The 15,581-nt window shown below is 46.7% G+C and carries 12 protein-coding genes; 6 read left to right on the plus strand and 6 right to left on the minus strand.

Annotated features, from left to right (window positions below; translation table 11 throughout):
• Positions 1 to 11: 11 nt before the first annotated feature.
• Positions 12 to 959 (plus strand): arginase, encoded by a 948-nt coding sequence (locus tag GFS24_RS11130; RefSeq protein ID WP_153659637.1) that lies wholly within the window; start codon positions 12 to 14, stop codon positions 957 to 959.
• On the opposite strand, the gene GFS24_RS11135 is transcribed toward GFS24_RS11130, so the two are convergent.
• Positions 956 to 2,044 carry a DUF3810 domain-containing protein gene (locus tag GFS24_RS11135; RefSeq protein WP_153659638.1) on the minus strand — a complete coding sequence of 363 codons (1,089 nt, stop codon included), beginning with the start codon at positions 2,042 to 2,044 and terminating at the stop codon, positions 956 to 958. The genes GFS24_RS11130 and GFS24_RS11135 overlap by 4 nt on opposite strands.
• Here GFS24_RS11135 and GFS24_RS11140 point away from each other — a divergent pair.
• The gene (locus GFS24_RS11140; RefSeq protein WP_173003045.1) at positions 2,043 to 2,921 is read left to right on the plus strand and encodes a fructosamine kinase family protein; all 879 of its coding nucleotides are present in this window, start codon (positions 2,043 to 2,045) and stop codon (positions 2,919 to 2,921) included. The genes GFS24_RS11135 and GFS24_RS11140 overlap by 2 nt on opposite strands.
• Position 2,922: 1 nt before the next feature.
• Here GFS24_RS11140 and GFS24_RS11145 read toward each other — a convergent pair whose 3' ends face one another.
• Positions 2,923 to 5,388 (minus strand): PAS domain S-box protein, encoded by a 2,466-nt coding sequence (locus GFS24_RS11145; RefSeq protein WP_153659640.1) that lies wholly within the window; start codon positions 5,386 to 5,388, stop codon positions 2,923 to 2,925.
• Between the two features lie 194 nt (positions 5,389 to 5,582).
• Here GFS24_RS11145 and GFS24_RS11150 point away from each other — a divergent pair, with 194 nt between their 5' ends.
• From GFS24_RS11150 to plsX, 3 genes are read left to right on the plus strand one after another with little or no spacing between them, the layout of a single operon-like run.
• The gene (locus GFS24_RS11150; protein WP_153659641.1) at positions 5,583 to 6,119 is read left to right on the plus strand and encodes a DUF177 domain-containing protein; all 537 of its coding nucleotides are present in this window, start codon (positions 5,583 to 5,585) and stop codon (positions 6,117 to 6,119) included.
• 32 nt (positions 6,120 to 6,151) lie between these two features.
• Positions 6,152 to 6,346: a 50S ribosomal protein L32 gene (rpmF, locus tag GFS24_RS11155; protein WP_074239520.1), complete on the plus strand. Its 195-nt coding sequence runs from the start codon at positions 6,152 to 6,154 to the stop codon at positions 6,344 to 6,346.
• Between the two features lie 48 nt (positions 6,347 to 6,394).
• Positions 6,395 to 7,351, plus strand: a complete 957-nt coding sequence (plsX, locus tag GFS24_RS11160; protein ID WP_153659642.1) for a phosphate acyltransferase PlsX — start codon at positions 6,395 to 6,397, stop codon at positions 7,349 to 7,351.
• A 59-nt stretch (positions 7,352 to 7,410) separates the two neighbouring features.
• Here the strand turns inward: plsX and GFS24_RS11165 are convergent, their stop codons facing one another.
• The gene (locus GFS24_RS11165) at positions 7,411 to 11,166 is read right to left on the minus strand and encodes a HAMP domain-containing sensor histidine kinase (RefSeq protein ID WP_153659643.1); all 3,756 of its coding nucleotides are present in this window, start codon (positions 11,164 to 11,166) and stop codon (positions 7,411 to 7,413) included.
• Positions 11,167 to 11,170: 4 nt separating this feature from the next.
• Positions 11,171 to 11,935: a nucleoside triphosphate pyrophosphohydrolase gene (mazG, locus tag GFS24_RS11170; protein WP_153659644.1), complete on the minus strand. Its 765-nt coding sequence runs from the start codon at positions 11,933 to 11,935 to the stop codon at positions 11,171 to 11,173.
• 167 nt (positions 11,936 to 12,102) lie between these two features.
• Here mazG and GFS24_RS11175 point away from each other — a divergent pair, with 167 nt between their 5' ends.
• Positions 12,103 to 14,385 carry a Tex family protein gene (locus GFS24_RS11175; protein WP_153659645.1) on the plus strand — a complete coding sequence of 761 codons (2,283 nt, stop codon included), beginning with the start codon at positions 12,103 to 12,105 and terminating at the stop codon, positions 14,383 to 14,385.
• Positions 14,386 to 14,425: 40 nt separating this feature from the next.
• Here the strand turns inward: GFS24_RS11175 and GFS24_RS11180 are convergent, their stop codons facing one another.
• Together GFS24_RS11180 and GFS24_RS11185 are read right to left on the minus strand one after the other, a co-directional pair.
• Positions 14,426 to 14,956 (minus strand): hypothetical protein, encoded by a 531-nt coding sequence (locus GFS24_RS11180; RefSeq protein WP_153659646.1) that lies wholly within the window; start codon positions 14,954 to 14,956, stop codon positions 14,426 to 14,428.
• Positions 14,940 to 15,569 carry a carbonic anhydrase gene (locus tag GFS24_RS11185; protein WP_153659647.1) on the minus strand — a complete coding sequence of 210 codons (630 nt, stop codon included), beginning with the start codon at positions 15,567 to 15,569 and terminating at the stop codon, positions 14,940 to 14,942. Before GFS24_RS11185 ends, GFS24_RS11180 begins: the two co-directional genes overlap by 17 nt.
• Between the last annotated feature and the right edge of the window lie 12 nt (positions 15,570 to 15,581).

Genomic DNA, 15,581 nt, shown 5'->3' on the forward strand with positions numbered 1-15,581 from the left:
CAAATCAGGTTATGAAAAACATTAAGATCATTGAGGTGAAATCCGAAATTGGCGCCGGTACCCGTGGCGCCAGCCTGGGCGTAGATGCTATCAAGATTGCTGCGCTGGACTTTATGAGTAGTTTCTTCGTGCACTTCCCTACTGAAGAAATTGAAACCGAAAATAAACTCCTGTTTGAACCGATAGAATCCCCCTTTGCCAAACGTATCAAAGGGACTTACACTTTATATGAAAGGATCAGCAAAAGCGTGAGCGAAGCGATCAAAGCAAACTGGTTCCCGGTGATCCTTTCCGGAGATCATAGCACTGCAGGCGCTACTATTGCAGGACTGAAGATGGCAAGGCCCAAAGCAAAACTGGGCGTGATCTGGATAGATGCACATGCAGATCTCCATACACCTTACACGACCCCTTCCGGTAATATGCATGGCATGCCGCTGGCAGCCTCTATTGCAGAAGATAACCAGGAACATAAGGTACATGAGCTGGATGAACACACCGCCAAAATGTGGAACCAGCTGAAGAATATCGGGAAGATAGCACCTAAGGTATTGCCGGAAGATATCGTATTCATTTCCCTGCGGGATTACGAAAAGGAAGAAGAATACCTCATTAAGAAATATGGCATGAAGGTGATCACCACCAGCGAGGTACGCCGTAAAGGGGCAGAAAATATCGCCCGCTCTGTGTTCCGCTACTTAAGTGATTGTGAGCACATTTACATTTCCTTTGATGTGGACAGCCTGGATGCATCTATTTCCCGTGGTACCGGCACCCCTGTTAGCAATGGCCTGCGGGAACGGGAAGCGGAAGATCTGATCTCCAAGTTCATGCAGCACCGCAAGATCTGCTGTTTTGAGATCACGGAAGTGAACCCTACGCTGGACAAGGAGAACCTGATGGCAGAGATCGCTTTTAATATCTTACAAAGGAGTGTGAACGTGTTGATGATGAACTAGATCCTGTAGTAAGCCATCAGCCATCCCACTACTTCACTATAACTCCTGATGCCTTTGGCCTGTTGGTTCGCCTTCAGGTACTGGTCATATAGTACAGCGGAATAATCATCGATGGGCCCTTCATACGCACGATAAAAGAGGATCATTTTCCGTACATCCTCCCGTACACCGGGTGATGTTCTGTTCCACATCAGCCTGGCCAGGTAACTATTCCTGCGCCCTAACTGCCGCACACTGTACAACAGCATCTCAAAATTGGCAGCATAACGGAAACGGCTATCTGCCACCCTGCTGGCTGCAATGTAACCAATGAAATTAGCATCCTCTTCCGGCGCATATCCCAACTGGTGGGCAATTTCATGGCAGGTAGTAAAAGGCTGCAGGAAAGCCGGTACCGTAGTATTCACCTGTGCCTCATTCGTAAAAGGATTCAGGTAACCCGTCACGCCAATGTAGTTGAGGTATTTGCCGTATAAGGAAGGTTTAACGGAAGGGTTATCATAAGTGAGCACCGGCCAGATCTTTGATACCTCCCGGTAACTTTCTGCGGCCGTTTTAAAAGTAGCCAACGCGCTGGTATCCGGATGAATGGCATCCAGTGCTGCTTTATCACGATTAGTGAGTTTCACGAGGGTATCTGTGAGCAGGTAAAGATCAGCCGTTGTATATTTCTTCACATCAAAACCAAGATCTGCTGCGAGGGCATTGCGGCGATAGTGTCCTCCCCAGAATAAAAGAAAAATAAAATACAGCCATAGTATGGACCCCAATCCTTTTAGAGACCGGTATAATAAATCCTTCCATTGGCCACGGATAAGGCTCCACAGCGTTCTTAACAAAAAAATTATCCCAACTATTACCCAGACGATGTATATTACATCGCCTATACTAAAGGGCACTATGCCAAGAATTTTTCTAAGAAGTGTACTAATGAAAATGTACCACCTGTGAAAATAAAGCGCTGACAGCCACCCTTCTGCTGCAAAAACCCAGTTTAATACAAGGATAGCTACAATGCTTACGGCGATTGATATTATTTGTCTTTTAACCAGGTCGTTCGTTTCCATTTTAACTCGCAGGAACATGATAGATGAAATTATTAAACGGGAATTAGCCAGCGCTTTGTCCAACCAATTATCTGTGAAAATACAGATAAATCAGGCAGAGAGGATACACGGAGGGGATATAAATGAAACATATCGTTTACAAACTAACGAGGGAGACTGGTTCCTGAAACTGAACGATGCCAAACGTTTTCCGGACATGTTCCTCCGCGAGCAGGATGGCCTGGAAGAACTCCGCCAGGCAAATGTGATAGCGGTACCCAAACCCGTAGCCCATGGTGTAGCCGGCAATCGTGCATTCCTTGTTACACAATACCTGGAAAAAGGAACAGCTGCGCCGGATTTCTGGGAGCACTTTGCTGCAGCAGTTGCCCGCATGCATCAAACCACACAAAGTTATTTCGGCCTGAGCGGCTCTAATTATATCGGATCCCTGAAGCAATACAACACACCTTACGTAAGCTGGCCCGTTTTCTACGCATTCAACCGCCTGATGCCGCTCGCCAAAATGGCCTACGATAATCACCGGATGGATAAACCCATGCTCACGCAACTGGAAGCTATCTGCAAACGACTGCCTGAACTCTTTCCCGAAGAGCCCCCTGCCCTTTTGCATGGTGATCTATGGAGTGGTAATTTTCTGGTAGGTACGGATGGAAAAGCCTGCATATTTGATCCGGCCGTATACTTTGGCCATCGTGAAATGGAACTGGCCATGACGCGGTTATTTGGCGGATTCGATACCCGCTTCTATTATACCTATCAGGCCATCCGCCCGCTTGCACCGGGATGGCAGAAAAGGATCGGTCTATGCCAGTTGTATCCTTTAATGGTACACCTGAACCTCTTCGGCGGAAACTACTACAATGATGTAAAGGAAGTACTGAACGGGATCTGACCTATCTTTCCTGCGTTTTCACAAATTCATACATCTTCTGAAGCTCCTGCTCAATGATCGGGAACAGCCCTTTCAGTTCATCTGTGATCTCCTGTAACATCACAGGGATCGTTTCCAGGGAAACTGCTTTGTTGAGACAATTTTCCAGTGTCTCCATTTTACTGGTGATCCAGGTAAGGCCCACCATGGAAAAGTTAGGTTTGATCTTGTGCACCTGGAATTTGAGTCCATCCCAGTCTTTATTATCAGCCAGGGCCTGTAATTTGCCTACTTCTTCCTTGTTCGTCATCACAAAGATCTCGAACAGATCGATCGCATATCCGATGTTACTTTCGTATAGGGTGTTAAGGTATCGAACATCCAGACCTGCATGGAATTCGTAACCGCTTAAATTTTGCACTTCCATAATGATTTCGGTTTCATCCTCATTTAGATATTTATTCAGCACCTGCAGTAACTGGTCAGGCGTGTAAGGTTTTGTTAGTATATCTGTAATGCCTATGTTTCTTGCCAGCGCAATGGTGCTGGGCATGGCTGCTGCTGTGGTGGCTATTACAGGTGTTGCTACGTTAGGCCTGCTTTCATCTTCCCGGATCTTTTTGGCCAGTTCAAATCCGTCCATTCCTGGTATCCGGATGTCCATCAGCACCAGGTCATATTGCCTTGATTCAAGGAAATAGAGGGCATCAGGGCCGTTGGTGGCCAGCTGGTAATTGATCCTGTATTTTTCCAGCAGGCTAAGTATATACTTCAGGTTCATGGCGTTATCTTCAACTACCAGCACCCTTGCATTGCCAAAATCGATCTTGGAGTACTTGTTTTCCAGGTCTCCGTCTGCCACATGCACAGAACGCTTGCGCGTATCGATGAAGGGCAGGTTGAAACTGAAACAGGTCCGGTAAACAGGGCCTTCCTCCACACTGATCTGGCCGCCCTGCAGCTCTACCAGCTGTTTGGCAATGGCCAGGCCAAGACCCGTACCGCCGTAGCGTTCCCTGATATCCTTTTCTGCCTGTTTATAGTTGTGAAAGATCAGTTCCAGCTTGTCCTTCTGAATACCGATCCCCGTATCACAGATCATAAACTTGAGCCACAGCGCATTACCCTGTATATCATCCAGGGTAACTTTGATGGCAATTTCGCCTTCTTTTGTGAATTTTTCTGCATTTCCCAGTAAATTCATCAAAATCTGGTTCAGGATCATATCATCTCCTATCAGGAGGGTATCGATCCTTTTGTCCAGATCTACGGTCACTTTTACCGGTCTTTGCCCCAATTTCAGCTGGAAAGTGTTCTTCATGCTGGTGATCAGCTCCTTCAGATCAAACTCACGGGCATTTATTTCCTGTTTGCCGGCTTCGATCTTGGAAATATCCAGGATATCCGTGATCAGGCCATGCAGGATGCCGGAAGAGTGTTTCAGGATCTTGATATATTCCTTCTGCTCATCGTCCAGCGTGGTTTCATCCAGCAGGTGAGCCATCCCGATAATAGCGTTAAGGGGCGTACGGATCTCATGGCTCATATTGGCCAGGAACTCCTTCTGGGTACGCTGGGCTTCCTCAGCAGCCTGTTTGGCGGCCTCCAGTTCCATTTGCAGCACCTTCTGGGGAGTGATATCCATGTGGATGCCTACTCCGCCTACTGCATTCCCGTCCCGGTCATAGATATTGCCGGAACTGGCCAGCACCCATTTCCGGGAGCCGTCCTTCAGTACAATTTCCATGTCGTAGAGCAGGGCTACCTTTTTCTCTACCCGGTACCGGCGGAGATTACGGGCATATTCCCGGTTTTCTTCCGGCACAAATATATCCGTGATGTTGCGGCCTATCAGTTCATCTTCTGTGTAGCCGGAAAGGCGGCAGAAGCTTTCGTATACTTTAACGATCACGCCATCCAGGTCTGTTTCACAGAGGGCGGCATTGAGATTATCCAGGATCACACGGTACTTTTCATCCGTCCGGATCAATTCCTCCTGCCACTGGCGGTGGCGGGTAACATCCACTATTTGCCAGATGCTGCCGGCAAAACGGCCATCGTCGAATACAGGAATGTAACTGATCTCACGGATGTGCCCTGTTTTGAAGGTAAGTTCCCAGCCAAAGAAAGGTTTCTTTCTTCGCTTTAACTCCTTCATTTTCAGCTCAAAAGCAACGGGATCTGTCAAGTGGGCGGCACAATAATCGATCATGGGGCGGAAAGCCTTGTCGATCATGTTACCTTTGTAAGGGCCGGTATTAAAATATTCCATGAACACATTATTCCCCCAGACAAAGCGGTGACGCTCGTCTGACACTAACACACCAGCATTGGTATTTTGGAGGTAAACAGCGATGGGCAGGGCAAAAATATCCGGGAGCCCTTCCGCTGGGGTGGGCTTCGACTTCAAGGAACGTGATGTTTTGCGGCCTATTCTTCCTTTGGGAGTCATATCGTTTGCGGAATAGGGGGCATTATAGGATTTCATAGTGCATTAAAAGAATTTATTCATGCGGATATGAAGTTAAGAAAATTTAACACAAGTGTCTATTAGTAAACATAAGACATTTTTATAAATTTTTATATATAAATGATGGTTGACTATCAGCAAAAGTATGAAATTTTTGCTTTTGGAAATCTTTTGTTACCTTTGCATCCCTCTAAAAGTGAGGTTTATTTGATATGAAGCATCTCCGCGAATTCGACATAGCTTTTGTAGGTCTGACGCCCGGAGTGCACACATTCCAATACCAGATCACTGATAGTTTCTTTGAAAACTACGGTCAACAGGATTTCTCGAATTGTAACGCTACAGTAAAGTTACAATTTGATAAGAAAAGTAACTTTTTTCTCTTGAAATTCGAAGTTGGCGGCACAGCAACCGTAATTTGCGATCGTTGTGGGCAGCCATTTGAACTGCAGTTGTGGGACGATTTCAACCAGGTAGTAAAACTGGTGGAAAATCCGGAAGAGATGAACGGAGACGAAGACCCGGATGTTACTTACATCCAGCGGACGGAATCACACCTGAACGTAGCGGACTTTGTGTATGAATTCATCAACCTGAGCCTCCCGATGCAACGTATTCATCCGGATGACGCAAATGGAAAAAGCGGCTGTGATCCTAAGGTACTGGACATGCTGAACAAGATGAAAGAACAGGGCGAAGACAAAACAAACCCGATCTGGAAAGGATTGGAAAAATTCAGAGACAATTAATTTTAACAACGGACAATTAAAATTCAAATAAAATGCCGAATCCTAAACGTAGACATTCGCAGCAAAGATCAGCTAAGAGAAGAACGCATTACAAGGCTTTCGCTGAAACTTTAAGTACAGACAGCGTAACCGGTGAAGCGCATCTGAGACACCGCGCGCATTGGGTAGAAAACAAACTGTTCTACAAAGGAAAAGTTGTTTTGGAAAAACAAGCTGCTGCTAAATAATAATTTTTACTAATTTTACACCCGAGCTAACTAGACAAAATAAAGTTCATGAGAATCGGGCTAGATATGATGGGTGGCGACTATGCACCCGCAGAAGCAGTAAAAGGAGTAAGATTATTTTTAGACAATGTTGCACCGGATGTGCACCTTGCATTGATCGGTGATGAGCAAGCCTTAGCACCCTTGATAGAGGACGCCCGGTTAGACCAGTCAAGATATACAGTTGTTCATTCGTCCCAGGTAATTGGGATGAATGAACATCCTACCAAAGCACTAAAAGAGAAGCCACAATCTTCTATCTCTCTTGGCTTTTATCTCCTTCAGAACAAAAAGGTAGATGCATTCATCAGCGCAGGCAACACCGGCGCGATGATGGTTGGTGCTATATACTCCATCAAACTTATTCCGGGCGTTCAACGCCCCACTATTTCAACGGTACTCCCCCGGGAGAACGGTACTAATGGTGTATTACTGGATGTAGGGATCAATGCAGATTGTAAACCGGAAAACCTGGTTCAATTTGCCATTTTGGGTTCCCTGTACTCCCAATACATTATGGGTACGTCCAATCCCAGGGTTGGATTGCTGAATATCGGTGAGGAAGAAGGAAAAGGGAATATCCTGGCACAAGCCACCTACCCCCTGCTGAAAGAAAATCCATTACTGAACTTCATCGGCAACGTGGAAGGCAGGGATATCTTCAAGGAAACGGTAGATGTTATTGTATGTGAAGGCTTTACAGGCAATGTAGTACTGAAAATGGCAGAATCCTTCCATGATGTAGCCGTAAGGCGCAATATCAAGGATGACTATATGGAGCGCTTTGACCATGAGCAATATGGCGGCACGCCTATCCTGGGTGTAGCAGAGCCGATCATTATCGGTCACGGTATCTCCAAAGCAGAAGCCTTCAAAAACATGATCGTAAACGCTCAGCGGATGATAGAAACTAAGCTGATGGATAAGATCAAGGAGAGCTTTGTAGAAGTAGCCAAAGAGAATTAAGCTTAAGTATTAATGATATTATAAAGAGGATGGTCCAAAAGATCATCCTCTTTTTTATGTTACCCCACCAAAGGTAACTTCACAAAGAAGGTAGTTCCGATCCCTGGGGACGTCCTGAACCAGATCTCCCCGCTTGCCTGCTCCACGATATTCTTACACATGGCCAAACCTAAACCCGTACCGGAAGACTTTGTCGTGAAATTAGGTACGAAGATCTTGGGCTGCACCTCCGGCGGAATGCCATGACCATTATCGATCACCTCTATGATCACCGCATGTTCCCCTTCATCCTTCATACTGATCACCACATGGCCCTCCCTTCCTTCCGGAATAGCCTGGATGGCATTTTGCAACAGATTGGTAAATAACCGGTTGATCTGTGTTTTATCTGCATCCACGAGATAAGGTTTCTCCTGCCTTTCAAAATAGATATTGCATTCGGGATTGCTCATATATAAGCCTGTAACGGATTGTAATAATTCGCTCAGGGAGAAAACTTCATTGTTCACCTTTGTGATATGGGCAAAAGCAGCAAAATCAGACGCTATATTGGCCAGGTGATCTATCTGCTCCACCAGCGTGCCGGCTACATTCTTAGATAAGGCCTTTACATCCGGGGAATCATTGGCAATAGCCCGCTGCAGGTATTGAATGCTCAGCTTCATAGGTGTGAGCGGATTCTTGATCTCATGCGCCACCTGCCGTGCCATTTCCCGCCAGGCCCCCTCCCGCTCGCTTTTAGCCAGCATAGCCGCACTCACTTCCAGCTTTTGCACCATTTTATTGTACTCCTTCACCAGCATGCCTATTTCATCCTCTTTATTCCATTCTATCACATCATTATGCTGCCCAAGGTTCACATTCCGGATCTTTTCCGTAATCAGGGAGAAGGATTTGGTGATGGTATTGGAGATCAGTAACACCAGCAACCCTGCTATCAGGAAAATAAAAGCGTTGATATTGATCAGGGCCACCAGGAAGGTGGAGATCTGTTGATTCAGCTCTGTTTGCGTGGCAAAATAAGGCGCATTGAGGTAGGCAAAAACGCCTCCTTTATCCCGCAGCGGAATGTAACCGCTGATGTATTTCATGGAACCTATCTGCTCTTCCTGGATGAACTGGATCTTATTCAGTTTGGATAACTGGTAAAAAGCCACCGGGTTCATGGATTCAGAAAGAAGTCCTTTTTCCACCATTAAAGGCTGTGCAGAAAGTTGCAGCCTTCCCGTGTTGTCATAAATATTGAGGTCTACATTATGTTCCGTAGCAATCTCACTGATGCGGCTGGATAAACTTTTTAAGAAGATGGAATCATAGATCATATCCATTTCATCAAACATCCTGTGTTCATAGAAAACATCTTCCACATCCAGCGCAATACCATTCACCGTATTGCTCAGCTTCTCTGCATTCTCCGCCCTGTAGCGGCTGATAAAGAAAAGGATGGTAGCTATCCCCAGTGAGAGGAATGAAAATACAACCGCAAAAATGATAGTGCTCTGCACTTTGGTACGGATGCTCAGCTTTACCGTAGACGCCAGGTTAGCCACCCGCAACCGCGCCTTGATCAACAGGTCCAGCAGGCTGTAGATACCAATGATCAGCAGGAAGAGAACGAACATGTATGCAAAGAGCGTGATGAATTCCAGGAAATTCCTGCTGGGCTTCACCACTACTACCACCTTGTCTTTGGAGGCTTTATAGTAAAGGATGGAATACCCGTTTACCTCCTGCACCACAAGGTCCGCTGCAGGTATTTCTGATGGTGATAGTTTTACTTTGAAGGGGTAATTATTATGATTGCTCACCAGGGTGCCCTTATCATAAACAGCATAAGAGTACAGCTCTATGTACTGCTGGTCTGTGTTCTGTAATCCGCTCTCAATGAGCAGTTCAGGATATAATCTATCCGGCCGCTGCGTTTCCGGCTGGGACCTTACTTCATAAAAAAGATACCCGGAAACCGTATCACCAAACCGCGTAAATTCTTTCTTGCCAATATAACTGTAGTCGTTAAAACTCCTTTCATCATAATAAAGGTCTGTTCCCATCACATGGGGTAACCTGCTATCCACCATGATGCGTTTATTCAATTCATCCAGGGTGGTGGAATCATTATTGTACAACTCCTGTCCTTCTTCATCGAACGTATAGAACGACACATCATAGCGGTTGAGGTAACGGGAGAAGTATTTATCCTTCAGTGTTCCTTCCAGCATGTTTTTATACTCCTGCGTGCGCTCCAGGAAGAACTGCCGGACGAAAGGGTCCTTTGTCAGCCGGTCCCCCGCATCATTCAGCAGCGTTTCCATATAAGGGTCCCGCTGCCTGGAAATGTTCTTGGCTACCCGTTCCCGCGTATCCAATTCTTTCTGGTTATTATAGTAAATAAGTACGGCGGACGTAGTGATGGTCATGGTGAGCATCCATACAATAAAAGGCAGGGAAGCAGAACCCTGGCTGAAACGAAGTTCCAGGAGGTCCAGCAGGAGCACATACCCCAGCAGCCAGAACATGAATACCACGGAGGCGCTGAGGTCTGGTTTATTTAAACGGAAGGCCAGCCAGATCAATCCTACCACCGCCAGTGAAATATACTTGCTGCGGTATTGAAAATCTGTGAGCTGGTTTAGCAGGTAGTTAACGATCTGCGAGAAGAATAAAAAGCTGATGGCAATGAAACCAAGGCTCATACTGCCTATCACACTGTATTCATTCAGGCTGAAAAAGTTGGTTACATCGTAAGAGATATTAGAGTCTATTACAAGGCTCCGGATCAGGTCCAGCAGGAACTGCCCTGCTATGAACATCATGAGCCCTGCCGCTCCGATGATCAGCCAGCGCTGCCATCTTTCCCTCAATACAGGTGGATGGATGGTGCGTACATGCTGACGAAAAAAGAGGATGAGCCAGAAAGCCAGGAGTACGTTCAGCAACAGGTCTCCCAAAGACCGGAACACATCATCCTTTGCATAGATGATGGACTTGAACAGGTTGAGCGTGCTGAGGTCCATCGGAAAGGTATACACATAACTGAGGAACCGGAAGAGCAGCACAATGCCTAACAGGAAGAGGAATCCCCACATCGGGTTAAGGTGCCTGGCCAGCAGTGTGGCAAAGAGATTAATAAAAATGAGTACGAATATCACACCTACCATCAGCAGCAACACACTCACCAGGCTGGGGGCAGGACTGGATTTGGCAGGATCATAATGCAGGTAAAAAAGGATATGTTCATTCAGGTCCAGCACTGGCAGGCCGGGCGGACGTAAATTGATGGCATATTCCTCCCCGATGGCAGAACGCCCGTAGAACTGGCTGCCCAGGTAATCATTGTTGATGGCATATTCCTGTTTAACGGGGATGAGCCCTACTAAATATTTACCATCCTGCACAGGATGGCAGAGCATCACATAATAACCATTGGGCAGCTTGCGGAAGGTGATGCCGGGATGTAATCCTTCAAAAACAGGTGGCTGTACGGTATTGGTGCTCCAGAATAACATCCTGTAGCCCACGGCAACAGAGTCAAATCCAAAAACAAAATAGTTTTCATCATAGATCTCCTTCAGGGTTTCTTCTGAATAAGTACCGTTCATGAGCTGTTTAACGAGGGCCGTATCTGCGGACAATTCGTTAAAGGACTTCTGGCGGCTGCGGATATCGCTTTCCAGGCTGCGCTGCACGCCGTGGGGGGAAGAGTAATAACTCCAGTAATTGTTGAACAGGAAGGCAAAAGTGAACAGCCATGCTGCAATGATCAGCAGGTAACCGTTACGGAGGATGAACAGCCTTATTTCCTTGATATCGAGCATAATGTTATTCCTGTTCCTTTACTTTATTCCATAAGCCATCCATTTCAGTGAGGCTCATTTCATCCAGCCGTTTGCCTGCACCGGCTGCCATTGTTTCCATCTGGGAGAACCGGCGGATGAATTTCTTATTCGTGCGTTCCAGGGCGTTTTCTGCATCTATTTTCAAAAAGCGGCTATAGTTCACCAGCGAAAAGAGCAGATCGCCAAATTCGGCCTCTATTTCGTCTTTATCGTTCAATGCCACCGCTTCCAGCAGCTCATTTGTTTCTTCCTCTACTTTATCCCACACCTGCTCCCGGGTATCCCATTCAAAACCAACTTGTTTGGCCTTTTCCTGGAGGCGCATGGCTTTGATCAGCGCCGGCAGGGAAACAGGTACCCCGCTCAATACAGAGGTTTTGCCTTCCTTCAGCTTTAATCTTTCCCAGTTGCGTTTCACATCCTCTTCGTTTTCCACCTTCACATCCCCGTAAATATGCGGATGCCTGGCTACCAGCTTATCGCAGATCCCGGTGATCACGTCCGTGATGGTAAACTGTTGCTGCTCAGTGCCTATTTTGGCATAGAAAACAATATGCAGCAGCAGGTCGCCCAATTCTTCCCGGATGCCCTTAAAGTCCTGTTCCGTGATCGCATCTGTTAATTCATATAATTCCTCGATCGTTTGCTGGCGGAGCGATTGGATAGTTTGCTTTTTATCCCAGGGGCATTTTTCCCGTAAATCGTCCATGATCTGCAATAATCGGCTAAAGGCTTGTTCAGGCAGCATAACATTAAATATTAAGGATCGGGTGCTAAGAAACGGAAAAATAATGCAAATTCAGGAATCCTCCTTTCCGCAAATTTCCGGCCGGATCAGTGTTAATTTCTTTTTCTTGGCAGAAAAGCCAATTTAATTAGCTTTGCGGCCTTAGTAAAATCACAAAAGAAACGAATATGAATCCGAAACACGTGAGGCTCATTTCTGCTGAACTGAGTATATCGATGAAGCAGGCTGAGAGTACCATGAGCTTATTGGCAGAAGGCTCTACGGTACCGTTTATCAGTCGTTACCGGAAAGAACAGACAGGTAGCCTGGATGAGGTGCAGATTGGCAAGGTAGAGGATCTGAAGAAACGGTTTGAAGAAGTGGACGACCGCCGGGCTTTCATCATCAAAACCATCACAGAACAGGAGAAAATGACGCCTGAACTGCTGGAAAAGCTGGAAAACAGCTGGGTGATCACGGAACTGGAGGATATGTACCTCCCCTACAAACCCAAACGCAAAACCCGCGCTACCACCGCCATTGAAAAAGGCCTTGAGCCGCTGGCCAAACTGGTGTTTGAACAGCAGGACGGCCCCCTGGATGAAGTGTCTAAAACTTTCATCAACGAACAGGTGGCTACTTCTGAAGAAGCCCTCAAAGGCGCCCGGGATATCATTGCAGAATGGATCAATGAAAATGCCGAGCTGCGCGATAAGTTGCGTAAACTCTTTACCAATACCGCCGTGTTCACTTCCAAAGTAATTGAAGGGAAAGAAGCAGAAGGCGTGAAATACAAGGATTACTTCGAATTTTCCGAAGAACTCCACACCATCCCCTCTCACCGGGTGCTGGCTATCCTGCGGGCAGAATCTGAAGGTATCCTCTTCGGAAACATTGCACCCGTAGAAGAAGAAGCAACGGAGATCATCAACAAACAATTTGTTACCGGCCATAACGCCGCCAGCGAACAAGTGACCAAAGCGGCCGCAGATGCTTACAAGCGACTGCTGCGCCCTTCCCTGGAGAACGAGTCCCGCGCCGCTGCAAAAGAAAGAGCCGATACGGAAGCTATTGAAGTATTTGCGGAGAACCTCCGTCAGTTGCTGCTCGCAGCCCCGCTGGGCCCTAAGGCAGTGATTGCCGTTGACCCCGGTTACCGTACCGGTTGCAAAACCGTAGCACTGGATGTACAGGGGAACATGGTAGCAAATGATGTTATTTATCCGCTGGAAAAGAATTACAAAAGCCAGGACGCAGAACACCTGCTGCGCACATGGGTAGATAAATATGAAATTGAAGCCATTGCCGTAGGGAATGGTACTGCAGGCCGCGAAACAGAAGAGTTCGTGAAGAAGATCGATTTCGGCCGTAAAGTAAATGTGTTCATGGTGAATGAAAGCGGTGCATCTGTATACTCCGCTTCTGAAGTAGCCCGTGAAGAATTCCCTGATCATGATGTAACGGTACGTGGTTCCGTATCTATCGGCAGACGCCTGATAGATCCGCTGGCAGAACTGGTGAAGATAGATCCGAAATCTATTGGTGTAGGACAATATCAGCACGATGTGAACCAGAGCCACCTGAAACAAAGCCTTGACCGTATTGTGGTAAGCTGCGTGAACAATGTGGGTGTGAACCTGAACACTGCCTCTAAACACCTGCTGGCTTATATTTCCGGTCTTGGTCCTTCACTGGCAGAGAACATCGTGAAATACCGCAAAGAGAATGGCGCTTTCAAAAACCGCAAGGAACTGAAGAAAGTAACCCGCCTCGGTGAAAAAGCATTTGAACAGTGCGCAGGATTCTTACGTATTGAAAATGGCGACAACCCGCTGGATAATTCTGCCGTTCACCCGGAACGTTATCCTGTAGTGGAAGCTATTGCAGCCGGGCAGAAATGCACGGTGGAAGAACTGATGGGCCGTGAAGACCTGCGTAAGATCGTGAATGTAAAAGATTACATCAACGAAGAAGTAGGGCAGCTTACACTGGAAGATATCCTGAAAGAGTTAGCCAAACCCAGCCGTGACCCACGCGATGAGATAGCCATCTTTGAATATGCAGAAGGCATCAAATCCATGGAAGACGTAAAACCCGGCATGACACTGCCTGGCGTGGTAACGAATATCACAGCATTTGGGGCGTTTGTAGACATCGGGGTAAAACAGGATGGGCTGGTGCACATCTCTCACCTTTCCAACAAATTCATCAGCAACCCGAATGAAGCGGTGAAGCTGAACCAGAAAGTAACGGTGACCGTACTGGAAATAGATATCGCCCGTAAAAGGATCTCTTTATCTATGAAAGATAATGAACCGGCTCCGGTGAAACGCGAGCAGCGGGAACGTACCGGTGGCGGCGGTGGTGGGAATAAACCTGCTGGCGGTGCTCCTGGTAAAGAAAAGAAAGAAGCACCATTGAATGATTTCCAGGCTAAGCTCCTGGCATTGAAATCCAAGTTCAAAGACTAATAATAAAAAGGCCCGATGGAGTCCATCGGGCCTTTTTGTTTTATTTACTTTCTTCAAATTTCATCATCCATTGCAATAACTTTTCCGGGTAGGCAGAGTCTCCCCGCTCCCCGTAAAGCTTCACTGCCTTGTTTCGTGCAATCCCCACATAGATCACATCCTTCCGCATATCAATAGCAATCGCTGCTTCTTCAACGGTGCAATCATGCGGTTTACAACCTTCATTGAACAGGATACCGGATTCCACTTCAATGGGCGGCGTTACTTTATACCGCAGCATAAAATCAGCTTCATCTGCTCCCAGTATAGCTTTTATACGGCCCTTCAGGGGATGTAACTGCAACAATTTCACATCAGCTGCATACTTGCCGTTATATGCTTCATAAGATTTCCAGGACTCCACCAGCGAAGGGATGATAGAAGTATCCGTGGTCTGGATCATAGTATCCGTGGGGATCATGGTCACAGAATCAGGCGTTTTCTTTATCACGCTCTTTTCCGTTGGACTGCCGCAGGCAATCATGGCAAGTATTACAACACAAAGGATGCTGAATTTATACATCGAATTCATAAATAGGATCTATATGTGTACCCGGCGCCATATCAAATACAGGATTGATCAGTCCATCTTTAAGGCCATATACCCAGCCATGCAGATGCGGCCGTTGTTCTTTAGCCCAGGCCTCCTGGATGGTGATGGTCTTAGCGAGGTTCATCACCTGCTCCTGTACGTTCAGTTCTATGAGGCGGTCTACCTGTTTATCTTCGGAATCCAGTGCATCAATTTCATCCCGGTGCAGGCGGTACACATCCTTGATGTGTTTCAGCCAGGGGTTGATAATGCCAAAGTTCTGGTTGGTCATGGCAGCTTTTACCCCACCACAGCCGTAGTGGCCTACTACCAGCACATGTTCCACCTTCAGTATTTTTACGGCATATTCCAATACGGTGAGCAGGTTCATATCTGTATGCACCACCATGTTGGCAACATTCCGGTGCACAAATATTTCTCCCGGTTCTGTATTGGTGATCTCATTGGCCGGCACACGACTGTCCGAACAACCGATCCAGAGGAACTTAGGCGCCTGTTGGTTTTGCAGGCGTTTGAAGAAGTCTTTATCTTCTGCTACTTTTTTTGCAGCCCACACTTTATTGTTGGCTAACAACTGCTCAAATACGTCCATCTTGTTTTTCTT

The sequence above is a fragment of the Chitinophaga sp. SYP-B3965 genome (genome assembly GCF_009647655.1).
In the GTDB taxonomy this organism is placed as follows: Bacteria; Bacteroidota; Bacteroidia; order Chitinophagales; family Chitinophagaceae; genus Chitinophaga.